Origin of the sequence: Limosilactobacillus caecicola (assembly GCF_943192935.1) — a bacterium.
GTDB classification, from domain to species: domain Bacteria; phylum Bacillota; class Bacilli; order Lactobacillales; family Lactobacillaceae; genus Limosilactobacillus; species Limosilactobacillus caecicola.
Window position 1 is genome coordinate 37,444 of sequence record NZ_CALPCI010000006.1, and the last position, 15,765, is coordinate 53,208.

Here is a 15,765-nt window from a genome sequence, read left to right on the forward strand (position 1 = left end):
AACTTGCCTGCCGGCGGTTGGCAAGCCTCGTTAAGATAAAAGGAGGGATTGTAAACAATCCCTCCTTTTATCTTAAATAATCGCTAATTTGTGAAAGCCATTGGCGAGTTCAATAAATTGGTTCAGCGTCAAGGCTTCTGGGCGCACCGTCCGTTCAATCCCTAATCGTTCCAGTAATTGACCTGCCTGGTCTTGCTGGTCATGATCCTTCCCGATTACCGGTTTAAGGTTATTCCACAGGTTCTTGCGCCGATGGGCAAAACAGGCTTTGATAAATTTAAAAAGCTTTTGCCGGTCAAATGGTTCCACCGGCAGCGGCGTTGGCCGTGGTGTTAGCACCACAATTGCCGAGTCAACATTTGGTGCCGGGACAAACGCATGGCGAGATACCCCGAACGCTTCATGCGCCGTCATCGAATACTCGATCGCCAGAGTGAGGGCCCCATACTGCTTGGTACCCACCTTGGCGGTCAAACGGTCCGCAACTTCCTTTTGCATCATTACACAAATGGCCGCCCACTGAACCGGGCTATTGAGCAATCCCATTAAGATCGGACTTGTAATGTAGTATGGTAAATTGGCCACCACTTTGATTGGTCGCTTTGGATCAGTAAATTGTGTTTGGATAAGCTCCGGCAGGTTCGCCTTCAGAACATCCTGGTTCAGCACTTTAACATTCTGATATGGTGCCAGAACGTCATCTAAAATCGGCAACAAGTCGGTATCAATTTCTAAGGCCACAACCTCTCCAGCCGCTTTGGCTAACTGCTCGGTTAAGGCCCCGAGGCCCGGACCAATTTCAATCACGTTGTCCGCTTTGGTAATTTCAGCCGCGTCCACAATCCCGGTCAAAACGTTGAGGTCGGTTAAAAAATTTTGGCCAAACCCTTTTTTGGCATGGACCCCATACTTTTGAATAATTTCTCGCGTCCGTCGTCCATTCCCAATCTCAGCTTTTGTCATGCTCTGCCTCCTGATCTAACTGCTTCACCGCAACATTAAATTGATCGCGGGTGATGCGAAACACGTTAAGTCGTTTTAGAAGTTGCTTTCCATTGCCATAACCAATCCCTAAAATTTGCCCCAGACGTTCCCGCCGGTAACGCGCCGCTTGACCACTAACCAAGTCATGGTTCGCCAAGTCTTGACGAGTAAATTCTGGCGTCAAAGGGGCTTCCTCAGTATACAGGCTTTGCAAAGCTGCTTTGATGGTTGCCTGGGAAGCGTGCTCGACTCCTAAACTGCCATGTGCTTCGGTCGGAACACCTTGATCTCGACGAATAAAAGCGTGCTTCACCCCTGGAATTGCCTGGCTGATCATTTTCCGCAGCCGTTCCCCATTAAAATCGGGGTCCGTAAACACGATCAGTCCCCGGGTCTGCTGTAATTTTTTCAGTTGTTCCAGGTCATCTAACGACAAAGCAGACCCGTTTGTCTCAAACGTGTCTGCATCTACCGCGCGCTGAATTTGTTTGGTATCATCCTTGCCTTCCACAACGATGACTTCTTTAATCTTCTTCATGCGGTTCCCTTTTCTTAAATAATCGACGAGCATTTGCAAAACTGGCCGCGGCAACCGTCTGTGGAGTTTCACCCAGGAGGTCACTCAAGGCCAGCACAGTGTAGTAAGTAAAAGCGGGTTCATTTTGCTTGCCCCGGTACGGCATGGGGGTTAAGTATGGTGCATCCGTTTCCACCATCAGACGGTCCAACGGCGTCACCTTTGCCGCGGCGTGGACGTCCTCAGCCCGGTGGAAACTCACCACTCCACTATAGGAAAGTGACATCCCGAGGTCCAGGAATTTCTGTGCCCACTCCGCGTCACCAGCAAAGCTGTGCATGACCCCGCCAAAGTCTTCAACATGGGCTTGACGCAATAATTCATACGTCTCAGGTAACGCTTCTCGGCAATGAATGGAGACCGGCAGGTGCATTTGCCGGCCGATCACCAACTGATCTTGAAAAACCCGTTTTTGAACCTCCCGGGGTGAAGTATCCCAGTGATAATCTAAGCCAATTTCACCAATGCCGACCACCGCGAGATCAGCTAACTGCCTTACCAGTTGCTGGCGGTGTGCTGAATCATAGTCCTTGGCGTCTTCGGGGTGCCAACCCACCACCGCGTGTAATTCCGGATACTGGTGCGCTAACTTGAGGGCACGCGTATTCAACTGTTCGTTGGAACCTACCATATTCATCTCAACGACCCCATAATGACGGGCCCGGGCCAGGTAGGCGGGCACATCACCGTAAAAGCAATCATCGTTCAAATGGGTGTGTGAATCATAGATCCGCAGTGGCAATAATTGATCCGTCATTGATCTGCTCCGCAAATTAGCCAATTTCTGATCCTGGAATCAGGTCATCTGGCAAGATCAAAAGTTTGATTTCGCCGTCATGTTCAGCAGAAAGGAGCATGCCTTGGCTAAGTTCGCCACGCATTTTCCGGGGCTTCAGATTAGCAACAAAGGCCACCTTTTTACCAACCAATTTTGCTGGTTCAGGATACCATTTGGCAATTCCCGAGAGAATCTGGCGACCTTCTGGGGTTCCGTCATCAATTTGGAATTTCAACAGCTTATCGGCTCCCTTGACGTGGTCAGCGGCTTTGATCTCACCAACCTGGAGCGCCACCTTATCAAAGGCTTCGATCCGGATTTGCTTCTTACCGGTATTGGCTTCTTGTTCCTTTTCTTGGGCTGCTTTTTTGGCTTCTTCCATGACCTTGCGACCCTTTTGCTTCGTGTTGGCAGTCATTTGTGACTTTAAAAAGGCCACTTCTTCATCGACATCCCGCCGTGGGAAGATTGGGGTCCCCTTCTTCACCACCGTGGCCGTTGCTGAGAAGTCATTGAATGACAGGTCCTTCAGTGATATTGCTTCAACCGGCAGGCCTAATTGACGGAGAATTTCCTTCGGTGCCTCTGGCATCGTTGGTTGCAACAAGGCCGCGATAAAGCGCAGTGACTTAGCCAGGTGGGTCATCACGTCGGATAGTTCCGCCTTCTTGTTGTCATCCTTGGCCAAGACCCATGGTTCAGTTTCATCAATGTACTTGTTGGCCCGGGCCACCAGCTTCCAGATACTAGACAAGGCTTCGGCAAAGTGACAGCTATCCATTAATTCACTGTATTCGGCCAAAACATCCGCTGCTGTTTGTTCCAAATCAGCATCGTATGGCGTCGTCGCATCGTTGGTTCCCGTTAATTGACCATCCTGGTACTTATTAACCATGGCCACCGTCCGGTTCAGCAGGTTCCCCAGGTCATTGGCTAAATCAAAGTTCAGCTTGTCCACAAAGTCTTCCGGACTGAAGACCCCATCGTTACCAAATGGCATTGCCCGCAGCAAGTAGTAACGGGTCGCATCCAAGCCATAGCGTTCAACCAAGGTTTGTGGGTAAATCACGTTCCCCTTGGACTTGGACATTTTACCATCCTTCATGGTTAACCAACCATGACCAACAACGTGCTTTGGCAGTGGTAAACCAAGGGCGTGGAGCATAATTGGCCAGTAAATGGTGTGGAACCGGACGATTTCCTTACCAACCATTTGAACGTCTGCCGGCCAGTATTTCTTGAACTTGCTGTCGTCATCAGAACCATATCCAAGGGCGGTAATGTAGTTGGAAAGGGCATCAATCCAGACGTAAACAACGTGCTTCGGATCGCTCGGCACTGGAACTCCCCAGTTAAAAGAGGTCCGGGTGACGGCCAAGTCTTCCAGGCCCGGCTTCAAGAAGTTATTGATCATTTCATTCATCCGCGTGTGCGGTTGGATAAAGTCCGGGTGTTCCTTGTAGTAGTCCATCAGCCAATCGGCGTACTTGCTCATCTTGAAGAAGTAGGATTCTTCTTCCACCAGTTGGACTTCATGGCCGGATGGCGCCTTCCCACCGATCACGTTGCCGTCATCATCCCGGTAAACTTCGGCCAGTTGACTTTCGGTGAAGTATTCCTCATCATCCACGGAGTACCAACCCGTGTACGTGCCCTTGTAGATGTCCCCTTGGTCCAATAACTTTTGGAAAATCTTTTGCACGGCCTTTTCGTGGAAATCATCGGTCGTCCGGATAAACATGTCGTTTGTAATGTCCAGTGTCTTCCAGAGTTGCTTGATCCCCGCAGCCATTTCGTCAACGTATTCTTGGGGTTGTTTGCCCAATTGTTCCGCCTTTTGTTCAATCTTCAAACCGTGTTCATCAGTCCCAGTTAAGTAGAAGACATCGTAACCCATTAACCGCTTAAAACGAGCTTCCGCGTCACAAGCAATCGTGGTGTAGGAATTCCCAATGTGGAGCTTTCCAGATGGGTAATAAATTGGAGTTGTGATGTAATAAGTTGGTTTGGTTTCAGCCATGCCGGATTCCCTCTTTCTCGTAGTGTAATTAAAAACTAGTATAGCAAAGAACCGGGTAAAATTCGATCATTCCCGGCGAATTATTAATTTCAAATTAGAACAGGTCTAATTGTTCTGGATCATGGGGGACGAGCCCAGTAAAGTGTAAATTCAGCATTTTCTTGAGCATGAGCGCATTCGGGGCGGCGTCCCCTGCCGAATTATTGTTAAAAATCACGCACAGTTCGCGCGGCTGGGGCTGCAGTTGATGAATTTGTTGCACGAGTTCCTGGAGCTCAGCCGTGGAATAGCGGTAACGGGTCCGCTGTTTGCGCCATTCCCGTCCCGGGTGATACCAGCCTTGTGCATTGCGACCGTGCAAGCGAATTAACGCCAACCCGGGCGTGGTCGTGGCCAGGTAAAATGGCACCGTTGCTTGAATTTGGTGGGGTTCATCCGCCGCCACCAACGTCAAATGCAGGTCTCGACAGTAGCCAACCAATGATTGGACAACGCCCGGCCGGTACCAACTCTGGTTACGGAGTTCAATGGCAACGGGCAAGTCACCCATTAATTCACGCACCTTCATTAAGTACTCGATATTTTTCACCTCCGCCGTAAACTGGGGTGGAAACTGGAACAGGACCGTCTTTAATTGGTCAGTGGCAATCATTGGTTGGAGCACTTGCCGAAAGCGGGTAAACATCTCCGGCAGGTCCATGCCATCAGGGATTATTGACCGCGGGTGACGAGTCATCGACTGGTGGGCCTTCACAATAAATTGAAAGCTTGGGCTCACCTGGTTAATCCACTGTTGAATGGTTTTTAATTGGGGCAGGGCGTAGAAGAACGTGTCAACTTCCACCGCTGGTAATGATTGCGCATACTCACGGAGTGCCACTGGGCGGTGCGCATGAATCAAGGCCGGATGTTCAGTCCACGTGGTTAATGCAATCGTCGTTTTCATATTAGCCCCCTCTCAAAAAATAAGAAAATCACTCAATTTGCTCATAATTACGACTTTTCTTAAAAATCGCTAAATGCATATTAAATGAAATATTCACGTTGAAAATGCATAGTGATCATAAAATATACGCAGTGATCGTCAGTTTTTACACGATTATGAATATCGGCGCTGACCGCCTTTTTATCACTTTCTCATAGTACCACAAATCCCTTTAAAACAGCATTTAAACATGGTATTTTAAGTTTGAATGAAGGGAGACGATAATTATGTTTAAACACCTCTTACATAAGCAACAAGCCACTCAACATGTAACCAAAGCTGGACGTAAGGATCGTCTGCCACGGATTTGGAAAGTGGCTGGCAAAACCATTGACTTTGGTTAGTAAAAAAGTAAGATCCAGGGTTGGTAAAAATACCAACCCTGGATCTTTTTATTTGGCCGTTTGCATTTCGTGACTGACCGCAAAGGTAATGAAGAAGGAAATTAACATGATCACCGCCACCACCAGGTACGGCGCTTGATAATTGGTATCCAACAGGGCCCCGGAAATTAAGGGCCCGATGATATTACCGACACTGGTCAATGACATATTAATCCCGTTCAGCAGTCCCTGGTTGCTATCACTCATCTTCGTTAACAGCGTCGTAATTGCGGGCCGAAGCATGTCAAAGCCCTCGTACACTACCAGGGTCGCAACAAATAGTTGCCAGTGTGAACTATCGTAAATCACGACCAAAGTGCCCAGCACGCTCAGGAAGAAACTCCAGCGAATAATTTTGACTTCGCCAAACCAAATCACCAACCGGTCAAATAAGAAGGCCTGCAGGATCAACGATAAGACCCCGTTGACCGTCAAAACGGCGGCAATAATCGTCAAATCAAAGTGGTGAACCTGGTTGACGTACAAACTATAGATACTTTCAAAGCCCGCGAGACCAAAGGCGGAAACCAAAATCATGATGAAGAGGACCGTTAATGACGGCGTCAACATCTTTTTGATGGCCACCCAGCTGCTCTCGGACAATTCCTCGCCCGCACTTTCTGAGCGTTCATAAAACGCTTCTTTTTCGTCCGCTGGTAAGGCCACTGCAGCGACGATGGCACTAATGATTCCGAGCACGCCGGCGACCCAGAATGGCATCTTGTAGCTAATGTTCGCGAGCAGGCCGCCCAAACCAGGACCAAGCATTAAACCACCGCTAAAGGCCGCCGAGAGCCACCCAATCACCTTCGCCCGTTGTTCCTTGGTCGTAATATCCGCCGCGAGGGCCATCGAAGTTGGAACGTACATCGCAGCCGAAAGGCCATCGACCGCCCGTGAAAGGTCAAATAGCCATAACTTACTGGTGGCCGCAAACACGAATTCGGCGAGGGCAAAGACGACCAGCCCCCACACCAGCATAGGCTTCCGCCCGGTTTTATCGGACAGCCGACCGACAATCGGCGAAGCGATAAACTGGACGAGGGCAAAGAGTGATGACATCATCCCCATATCAAAGGCGGAAAAATGGTATTCGTTCCGGATGAACGGCATCACCGGAAAAATTAAACTCATCCCTAAACAAATCAGAAATTCACAAAATAGGACAATTCCAATCGTTGATTTTACTTGCTTACTCAATTCCTTCTTCCTCCCTTCTCCCATTTTCTACGAAAAAAGAGGCCGAACTCACGCTCAGTCTCTCCCTTATTTAGCTTCACTTTACCATTAAACAGTCAAATCTGCAAAGTATTTTGTGGCATCCGCTTGAATCATCTTGAAATCAACCGGTAAAGCTAATTGCTGCTGGTTGATTGCCAAGATCGGGGCTGCCGGATTAGCATACTGCAATAAGCCAGCAAATGGGTAAACCTTCATGGACGTCCCGACGATCACAATCAAGTCCGCATTAGCCATCGCGTTTAATGATTGGGAAATCGCGTCTTGAGAAATCCCTTCGTCATATAAAACGATGTCTGGCCGGAGGTTGCCCCCGTCCTTTTCATGAATGCGACTCTTTAAATAGTCGGCCACTGGCACCGTTTCGTGACATTTTTCGCAGTAGACGTTGTAGAGGTTGCCGTGAAAATCGACTAAATGCTTAGTTCCCGCTTCTTCGTACAAATTGTCAATATTTTGGGTGATTACAGTTGCCCGGTTCTGTTGGGTTAACGCCGCCTGCTTTTCATGGATCACGTTCGGCTTGGCATCTGGAAAGTACAAGTTATTCTTGCAGTATTCGTAAAAGCCTTCCGGATCGGCCACAAAGTAGCGGTGACTAAGATAATACTCCGCATTCTGGTTCTGGGTATACAGACCGTTAGCGGACCGGAAATCTGGAATCCCCGAAGCGGTTGAGACCCCGGCTCCCGTCAGAAAGACGATGTGATTGGCCTGATCAAATAATTCCTGTTCTGCAACTGCCATTTGATCACTTCCTTACAATGTATGGCACGTTTAAATCTTCCAGCAGTTTTTCAACGGGTTCATCATACATTTCCACAAACTTCTGGGACCGATTTTTGCCACTTGGACCCCGCAATGTAAAGGAATTTTGGTGGTCATTCCGCCGTAAACCGATGTAAATATCATCGTGACCGCGCCGGTCCTTCATGTCAGAATGGAAAATTTCAAAGACTTGGCGAACCTTCAAACGGAGTTGGCGGGCACTCAGCACTGGGGAGACCGTCGTGAATTCATTGTTGTGCAGTGCTGGCAATCCCCAATCTAATAATTGTTCATCAAACAGCCGGTATAATTTAACGATTTGCCGCCGCATTTCAAACGGGGAATCAATCCGCCGCTCCGCAATTTGGTCATACATTTTGAGGGCTGCTGCAAAGGCCAGTGGGTAATCTTGCTCCAGTTGGTCGCGCACCTTATCCAAGTGGCCCCCATAAAAGACAATCGCGTCGAGTAAAGTTAACAACCGGAGGGTTCGTTCATCGTCCTCCCCACCAGCGGTTTCTTTGGTAATCGTCGCCTGAATACCTTTCAAGTATTCGGCTTCAATTTGGTCGTCAATTAAGTTGTGCTTGCGTTGTTCCGCCACTACTACCCGGTGCATCGCAACGTCATACAGGTCCGTGGACATGATCATCATTTGTTCGTCAAGCTGTTCGTCACCTAACGACAATTGGAAAAAAATCTGTGGAAAACCACGAAGGAGCATTAACAAGTGAAGCAGCTCATGCGACGCCGTGTAGTTTGGCGCCGTCATGTCAGTGACCGTGATCACGAGACCACCTGGCAAATTTGTTTGCCGGGCCTGGTCGTGGCGAACATAGCCCACCGGTTCCTTATCCTCATCAAATTGCACAAAGACATTGCCTTCCGGATACAGTTCGTTAACTGCATCCAAGAGGCTTTGGGCCGCTTGGTTTAATTTAAATTTCTCTGGCATCATTCTCTTCCTTTCGTAGCTGCGTTAATAGATCCTTGGCCACGTTGGTATCCACCCGTGACGCTTTTTGGAGGCGTTGGACCAGTGGGGCGATCTCCTGTGCGGTCGCCCCTACGCTCATGGCGAGGGATCGGTACTGCATTTGCATATGGCCGGCTTGAATGCCGTTGGTTGCTAAAGCCCGCAAAGCCGCCAGATTTTGGGCTAAGCCGACGCTCGCAACTACCGCACTTAATTCTTGGGCGGTTTGGATTTGACTGATTTGGTAATTAATTTGGGATTGGTCAGTCAATTTAATCGACCCACCAACGACTCCAACGGTCAGTGGTAAGGCCAGGGTTCCGCGCAAGCCACCAGGAACGGTGTGCCATTGGCTAAGTCCCCGGTACTGCCCGTCACGAGCAGCGTAGGCATGGGCACCAGCTTCAACCGCGCGCCAATCGTTGCCGCTTGCCAACACCGCCGCGTCAATGCCATTCATAATCCCTTTGTTATGGGTCACCGCCCGGTAAGGATCAACCTGGGCGAGCTTGCTTAAGGCCGCAATTCGTTCCGCCACTTGCCGACCAGCCATTGTCTTCGTGGCCAGGACCTCGTTGGTGACGGTACATTCAACCATTTGGACGGCGTCGAGCGCGTAATTACTCAAAATGGCGGTCAAAACGTGCCAGCCATGTTGCTGGCAGTAACGCCCAACCGCCTCCGCCATCGTATTGACGCTATTGGCCCCCATCGCCTGGTCGACATCAATCAACAGGTCCAGGCTCATGAACTCACCAACCTGGCGCACTTGCACATCCTTGGCGCCGGCGCCGCGCCTTTGCATCGACGGGTGGGCCTGATTGGCCACTTCAAGTAGACCTGCTTCATTCAGCCGACACCACTCCCGAAACTTTTGGGGGTCACTAACGTCCTGAATGAACACCTGACCGGTGACCAACCGCTCTTGTTCAGGAGCGACAAAGCCACCACTCTGGGCAACCCGTTTGGCACCGTTACATGCCGCGGCAACCACCGATGGTTCCTCGGTGACCATCGGCACCACGTAACGCCGGTCGTTCACTAAAAGGTCCACCACAACCCCCTCCGGAACCGCGTAGTCCATCAGATAGTTTTCAATGACTTCATTGTGCCGTTCGGAACAATGTTGTACCAAATAGTCCTGTTGTCTCTTCGACAGTCCTTGGTGTTGGGCTACCAAGCGTTGCCGCTCAGCAAGGGACCGCTTGTACAAGTCACGTGTCCAATCACTCATTTTCTTCCCCCGTTTGCGAATGGTGACGGTTGATATATTCAGTGATAATCCCTTCGCGAACCCCGCTTTCGGAGAAAATCACCCGGCCATCACTATTCCGCTGTAGCAAACAAACCAGCGGTAACATGCCACCGACAATGATATCTGCGCGGTCACTCTCGAGGCCCGGCATTTTATTCCGTTGCGCCAAATTTTTATTGAGCAGTTCGCGGTAGGTCGCGTAGACAACCCGGGACGTTAACCGGTAACCATGAATACCATGATAACGGGAATGGCGGTGGGTCTTGCTCATCCGGGCCAGCGTCCGGTTAGCTCCACCCAAGAGCACAATTGGCACCCGGTTTGCAAACCGGAGCCACGGGACCTTATTATAACGTTGGGTGATCATCGTTTGTGCCCGGAAGAGGTCCGCCGCCCGGACAAAGCCGCCCAGGCGGAATTGCTCAGAGAGGTTGACTGCGCCAAAGGGCAAGGAAATCATGTCACGGGCTTTGCGGTGTTGCACCAAAACAAGTTCGCAACTGGCCCCACCAACATCCAGGATTAAGCAGTGGTCCATCTTCAATGAACGGACGACCCCCAAATAGTCATAGTAGGCCTCCTGCCGGCCAGACAACACGCGGAGCTGAATCCCCGTTTCCTGCTTGACCCGTTGTAAAAATTCCTGTTGGTTCTTGGCCTGCCGAACGGCGGCCGTCGTAATCGCGGTCACCTGGATATTCGGGTAGCGCTGGTAAACTTTTTTGAAACGCTTTAAAGCAGCGATCGTGTGGTTGATGGCCTTGGGCTGTAATATTTTCTCGGGGCCCATCCCTTCCGAGAGTCGTGTATTTTCTTTGACGCGCTTAATCTCATGGAAAGTGCCGTTGGGATTAATCTGCGTAATCGCAAGGCGCGCTGAGTTGGAACCCAGGTCCACAATCGCAAGGTTTTCCACGACCCATCACCTTCTTTTTTTAATTTTTGTTCGAAATTATACCCTTTTAATGGTAACATGATATTTCTTTACTAACATTAGGAAAGTTCGTCAATTTGAAAAATTTTTTGGCGGACGAACGGACGTTTTCTAGACGTGCTAAAATTAATGATAAGATTTCAGAATAAATGGAGGAATGATGATGGTGGCAAGCCACGAAAAAGTCGCGGAACAGGCCCGGGTTGACCGGGTCATCCACGCCATTGACCAGCAAATTGCCCAGGCTCAGCAAGCCCTTGCTGAAGCCCACCAAGAAACCCGGGCGGTCGAACAAAACTACGGGGAAAACGCCTCGATCAACCGCTACGAAGTTGACGACATCGCAGAATCACGTTCTGCACTGGAGCAGCAACGGCAATTAGTTGCCCGGGCCACGGAAAATGAAGATATTTTAAACCACCAGTTGGCCACCCTCCAAGAACTGCGCAAGTCCCCATACTTTGGCCGGATCCAGATTAAGGAAAGCGGTAGTGATGAAGTCGAAACTCTCTACATTGGGATTGCTTCATTAATGAATAGTGATAAAACTGACTTTTTGGTCTACGATTGGCGGGCGCCAATTTCGAGTGTCTACTACAACGGCACCCTCGGCCCGGTCACTTACCAAACCCCGGCAGAGCCGCGAACCGTCGAATTGGTTCAAAAACGGCAGTTCACGATTGTCGATGGAAAAATCACCAACATGTTTGATACCAACGAACGGGTCGGTGACGAAATGCTGCAAGCGGCGCTCGGTCGGCAAAATGACCAGGCAATGCAAAACATTGTTGCGACCATCCAACAGGAACAAAATGACATTATCCGCAACACCAGCAGTGACCTCCTGGTAGTCCAAGGGGTCGCGGGGAGCGGCAAGACGTCGACCATCCTGCAGCGGATCGCCTACCTGCTCTACCATGCTAAGGAATCCTTAAACGCGGACCAAATCGTCCTGTTTTCACCAAACCAATTATTTAGCCAGTACATTTCGGAAGTGCTGCCGAGTTTAGGGGAACGGAACATGCGCCAGGTGACCCTGGCTGGCTTCTTGCGCCGCCGGTTTGAAGGGTTAAATGTCGAAACGATTTTTGACCGTTACGAAAATCAGGATGACCAACCCACCGCGGCCCAACAATTTTTAGAATCCGCTCCGGCCATGCGAGCGGTCGAGGATTACGTGGACCAATTGCGCACCGGTCAACAACAACTCCAGTTCGCCAACATTAACTTTGGCGACCGGGTCTTTTTCTCGGCTGCCCACGTGCAGGCAATCTTTAACCAACAACCACGGGCCATGACGATCGCTGACCGCCTGATCCGCACAAAAAACCATCTGATCCGTGAATTACAACGTCGTTCCCGGCAAGAAGCCAACAAGGACTGGGTTCAACGGGAACTGAATGCTTTGGATACCCAGTCGATCCATCAGTTGATGGGCCGGCATTCCATTGATGACTTCGCTGACGAACAGGCCCAAGCTCGGTACCTGGCCCGCCGGTTGGCCCATAACCGCCTCCGGATCGTGGCCGACGCCATTTATAACAACTACTTTTTGGACTTTGATCAGCAATATACTGCCTTTCTCACTGCCGTTCAGTGGCCAACTACGGTGGACAGTAATGCTCAAGAAGCGGTCCTACATGGTTACCAACGGGACCTTGAATTCCACCAGCTCCACTTCATGCATACGGCACCATTGATGTACCTCCGGGACCTGATCACTGGAAGTGGTGAAAACCGCGATTTCCAATACGTCTTTATTGACGAAATGCAGGATTACCCAACAGCGATGTTAATCTACCTCCACCATGCCTTCCCGCAAGCACGCTTTACGATTCTGGGAGACAGCGAACAAGCCCTCTTTTACCCCTTGCAATTACCGGAAGACCTGCTTAACCAGTTGGCTGAGGACCTGCAAGCCAAACACCCCCGCCTCATTACCCTCCGGCAAAGTTACCGGTCCACCACTGAAATTACCAACTTTGCCAAGGCTCTCTTGCCGGATGGTGACCAAATCCATGCCTTCACTCGCCACGGTTCCCAACCGCGTTTGGCCATGACTTTCAACGACCAGGAATGGACACACCAACTGCGAGAAAGTGTCATCGACGAGTTACAGAAATTCCCCACAGTGGCCATTTTGACCAAGAATCAGGAGCAGGCGCAGCGGGTTTACCACGCCCTTTATCGGCGGGTTCCTGACCTGCACCGGTTAACTAGTAAAGATAGCCAGCTCCCCCACACCGGGGTGGTGATTTTGCCAACCTATCTGGCAAAAGGGCTCGAATTTGATTCCGTGATCGTCGCGGACGTCAGTCAAGATGCCCTGGGCAAGGAGGCAACCGGATTGTTATACACGATGGCGACCCGGGCAATGCATGAATTGACGATGATCAGCAACGGCCCCGTGGCGGACGCGTTTACTGACCTGGCCACGCAACAGCTCGTGATTAACCGGCGACCAAAAGAACAGGAGCAATCATGATTGATCAACAAGAAATCGAATTTGCAGAACGCATTTTTAAGCTTTTAAGCAACGAAAAACGAATTCGCCTCCTCTATTTATTAGAGAATCAAACCCTCAACGTCAGTGAAATCAGTGACCAGCTTGGTCTTCCCCAGCCGTCCGTATCTCACCAACTGGCGCTGTTGCGGCAGTACCAACTAGTGCAAGCCCGTCGCGATGGCAAGCAAATCTATTATTCTCTGGACGACCCGCATATTATTGAGGTGCTCAATGACATGTTTGCCCACGTCCAGCATACGATCCACCATCGTGATCACTGGAACCACCAAATCTAGCAGAAGCCCTGGGAATTACTTTCGTATTTCCGGGGTTGTTTTTTTAATACATATGTCATATATTGAATATGTTATATGAATTTTGGAAAGGACTCTTCAATATGAATTGGATACTGATTACTACAACCTTTCTCGCCGTCAACCTGGATTTTTTCGTGATTCTGCTATTTTTATGTCAACGGTTTACCACTCGCCAAGTGATTAGTGGCTACCTCCTGGGCCTCGCCATCTTAATCACCGCCGCCTTTTTGGCCGGCCAAATCCTGCTCAAATTTTTACCAGAATGGCTCTTAGGAGTCCTCGGTGTGATCCCAATTTGGGCCGCCCTCAGCGATAATGATGAGGACCCCACTACGAATCATCAGCACTCGCCAGTGTTGACGGTCTTAATTACCTATCTCTCAGTCTGCGCCGGGTGCAACCTGTCCCTCTTTCTGCCCGTTTTAGCAACCCAAACTTGGGCCAATTTCGGTTTGATTCTCGCTTATATCGGTGTCCTGACGATTTTCCTGGTGCTCTTAATCGCCCGGTTTGGTCAACTCACCCCGGTTCAGCACGTGCTGAATCGGTGGGGCGAACCCCTCATGAAACTCTGCTACATCGGAATTGGGATCTACGTCTTCTTCGATAGCGGCCTTGTGCACCATTTAATTAGTCTAATTTAGTCAAATCTGCTTGTATTCTGGATGGAACCGGTTTATGATTAAATTTCAATGAGAACGATTTGCTATTGGAGGTTGTGGATATGACGCAAAAGTTAAAAGTCGGCGTAATTGGTGCCACCGGCATGGTTGGCCAACGCTTCGTGACCCTGCTCGCTGATCACCCCTGGTTTGAAGTGACCGTGGTGGCCGCAAGTAAACACAGTGCTGGTCAAAAGTACGGTGAAGCCGTTAAAGACCGCTGGAAGATGGGTGACACACCGGTTCCAGAAAACGTCAAGAACTTGACGATCTTGGATGCCGAAGACGTCGACAAAGTTGCTTCCCAAGTTGACTTTGTCTTCTCTGCTGTCCACATGTCAAAGGATGAAATCCGCCAACTCGAAGAAGAATATGCCAAGCACGAAACTCCGGTGGTTTCCAACAACAGTGCCCACCGGTGGACACCAGATGTTCCAATGGTCGTTCCGGAAATCAATCCGGACCACACGGACATCATCAAGTATCAACGGCAACGGTTAGGAACTAAACGCGGGTTTGTTGCGGTCAAGCCCAACTGTTCAATCCAAAGTTACACCCCTGCACTGGCCGCTTGGCAAAAGTTTGAACCAACCCAAGTCTTGGCAACCACCTACCAAGCGATCTCCGGAGCCGGGAAGACTTTGGAAACAGCACCAGAAATTGTGGGCAATGTGATTCCGTACATTCCTGGTGAAGAAGCCAAGTCCGAAGACGAACCACTCAAGATTTTCGGCCACGTTGACGCTGATAAAAAGGAAATTGTCAAGGCAAACGGTCCTGTGATCACGAGTCAGTGTCTCCGGGTACCGGTATTGTACGGCCACACCGTAGCGGCCTTCGTCAACTTCAAGCAAAATCCGTCTAAGGATGACCTGATTGAAGCCTTGGAAGACTACAGTGGTGTGCCACAAGAACTAGAATTACCAAGTGCACCAAAGCAGTTTATTCAATACCTGCAAGATGATTTCCGGCCACAAGTTCGTTACGATGTGAACTTCGAACACGGCATGGGCATCTCAATTGGGCGCCTGCGTCCCGATAAATTATTTGACTGGAAGTTTATTGGCCTTTCCCACAATACGGCCCGTGGTGCCGCGGGTGGTGCGATCGAATTTGCCGAATTGCTCAAGGCCCAAGGTTACATTCAACCAAAGTAAATTTCAGTTAACTGCCTAATTTTTTGATTCTACTAAACACGAAAGGCTCACGCTAATAACGTGAGCCTTTCGTGTTTAAATTATTAATCATGTACCTATCTCAAAAAAGTCCACTCAAAGATCAGACCTTTTGCCAATTTTGGGTTGATGTAAGTCCAAAACCGATTAGATCATACAAATTGATAAGCAATATAACGGTTACGAACAATTTATCACTTTATACG

Annotated in this window: 14 protein-coding genes; 4 read left to right on the forward strand and 10 right to left on the reverse strand. The window is 49.7% G+C overall.

Annotated features, from left to right (window positions below):
* Positions 1-72: 72 nt before the first annotated feature.
* The 10 genes from rsmA to NFR43_RS07905 form a co-directional block, all read right to left on the reverse strand.
* A complete protein-coding gene (gene rsmA, locus NFR43_RS07860; protein ID WP_251548128.1) occupies positions 73-963 on the reverse strand; it encodes a 16S rRNA (adenine(1518)-N(6)/adenine(1519)-N(6))-dimethyltransferase RsmA in 891 nt (296 codons plus the stop codon).
* Positions 950-1,522: a ribonuclease M5 gene (rnmV, locus tag NFR43_RS07865; protein ID WP_251548130.1), complete on the reverse strand. Its 573-nt coding sequence runs from the start codon at positions 1,520-1,522 to the stop codon at positions 950-952. The genes rsmA and rnmV overlap by 14 nt, the downstream gene beginning before the upstream one ends.
* A complete protein-coding gene (locus tag NFR43_RS07870; protein WP_251548132.1) occupies positions 1,509-2,318 on the reverse strand; it encodes a TatD family hydrolase in 810 nt (269 codons plus the stop codon). Before NFR43_RS07870 ends, rnmV begins: the two co-directional genes overlap by 14 nt.
* Before the next feature lie 16 nt (positions 2,319-2,334).
* Positions 2,335-4,359 (reverse strand): methionine--tRNA ligase, encoded by a 2,025-nt coding sequence (gene metG, locus NFR43_RS07875; RefSeq protein ID WP_251548134.1) that lies wholly within the window; start codon positions 4,357-4,359, stop codon positions 2,335-2,337.
* Between the two features lie 94 nt (positions 4,360-4,453).
* Positions 4,454-5,305: a DUF72 domain-containing protein gene (locus NFR43_RS07880; protein ID WP_251548136.1), complete on the reverse strand. Its 852-nt coding sequence runs from the start codon at positions 5,303-5,305 to the stop codon at positions 4,454-4,456.
* A gap of 431 nt (positions 5,306-5,736) precedes the next feature.
* The gene (locus NFR43_RS07885; protein WP_251548138.1) at positions 5,737-6,927 is read right to left on the reverse strand and encodes an MFS transporter; all 1,191 of its coding nucleotides are present in this window, start codon (positions 6,925-6,927) and stop codon (positions 5,737-5,739) included.
* Between the two features lie 87 nt (positions 6,928-7,014).
* A complete protein-coding gene (locus tag NFR43_RS07890) occupies positions 7,015-7,713 on the reverse strand; it encodes an NAD-dependent protein deacylase (RefSeq protein ID WP_251548140.1) in 699 nt (232 codons plus the stop codon).
* 4 nt (positions 7,714-7,717) lie between these two features.
* Positions 7,718-8,692, reverse strand: a complete 975-nt coding sequence (locus tag NFR43_RS07895) for an IpaB/EvcA family protein (RefSeq protein ID WP_251548142.1) — start codon at positions 8,690-8,692, stop codon at positions 7,718-7,720.
* A complete protein-coding gene (locus NFR43_RS07900) occupies positions 8,673-9,944 on the reverse strand; it encodes a hydroxymethylglutaryl-CoA reductase, degradative (protein WP_251548144.1) in 1,272 nt (423 codons plus the stop codon). Before NFR43_RS07900 ends, NFR43_RS07895 begins: the two co-directional genes overlap by 20 nt.
* Complete coding sequence (locus NFR43_RS07905; RefSeq protein WP_251548146.1) at positions 9,937-10,881, reverse strand: Ppx/GppA family phosphatase; 945 nt, start codon at positions 10,879-10,881, stop codon at positions 9,937-9,939. The genes NFR43_RS07900 and NFR43_RS07905 overlap by 8 nt, the downstream gene beginning before the upstream one ends.
* Before the next feature lie 178 nt (positions 10,882-11,059).
* Here NFR43_RS07905 and helD point away from each other — a divergent pair, with 178 nt between their 5' ends.
* The 4 genes from helD (at position 11,060) to asd (ending at position 15,541) form a co-directional block, all read left to right on the forward strand.
* Positions 11,060-13,384, forward strand: coding sequence for an RNA polymerase recycling motor HelD (helD, locus tag NFR43_RS07910; protein ID WP_407658150.1), 2,325 nt, complete (start codon positions 11,060-11,062; stop codon positions 13,382-13,384).
* Positions 13,381-13,701: an ArsR/SmtB family transcription factor gene (locus NFR43_RS07915; RefSeq protein WP_251548148.1), complete on the forward strand. Its 321-nt coding sequence runs from the start codon at positions 13,381-13,383 to the stop codon at positions 13,699-13,701. Before helD ends, NFR43_RS07915 begins: the two co-directional genes overlap by 4 nt.
* Before the next feature lie 101 nt (positions 13,702-13,802).
* Positions 13,803-14,366, forward strand: a complete 564-nt coding sequence (locus NFR43_RS07920; protein WP_251548150.1) for a cadmium resistance transporter — start codon at positions 13,803-13,805, stop codon at positions 14,364-14,366.
* An 80-nt stretch (positions 14,367-14,446) separates the two neighbouring features.
* Positions 14,447-15,541 carry an aspartate-semialdehyde dehydrogenase gene (gene asd / locus NFR43_RS07925; protein ID WP_251548151.1) on the forward strand — a complete coding sequence of 365 codons (1,095 nt, stop codon included), beginning with the start codon at positions 14,447-14,449 and terminating at the stop codon, positions 15,539-15,541.
* Positions 15,542-15,765 lie beyond the last annotated feature (224 nt).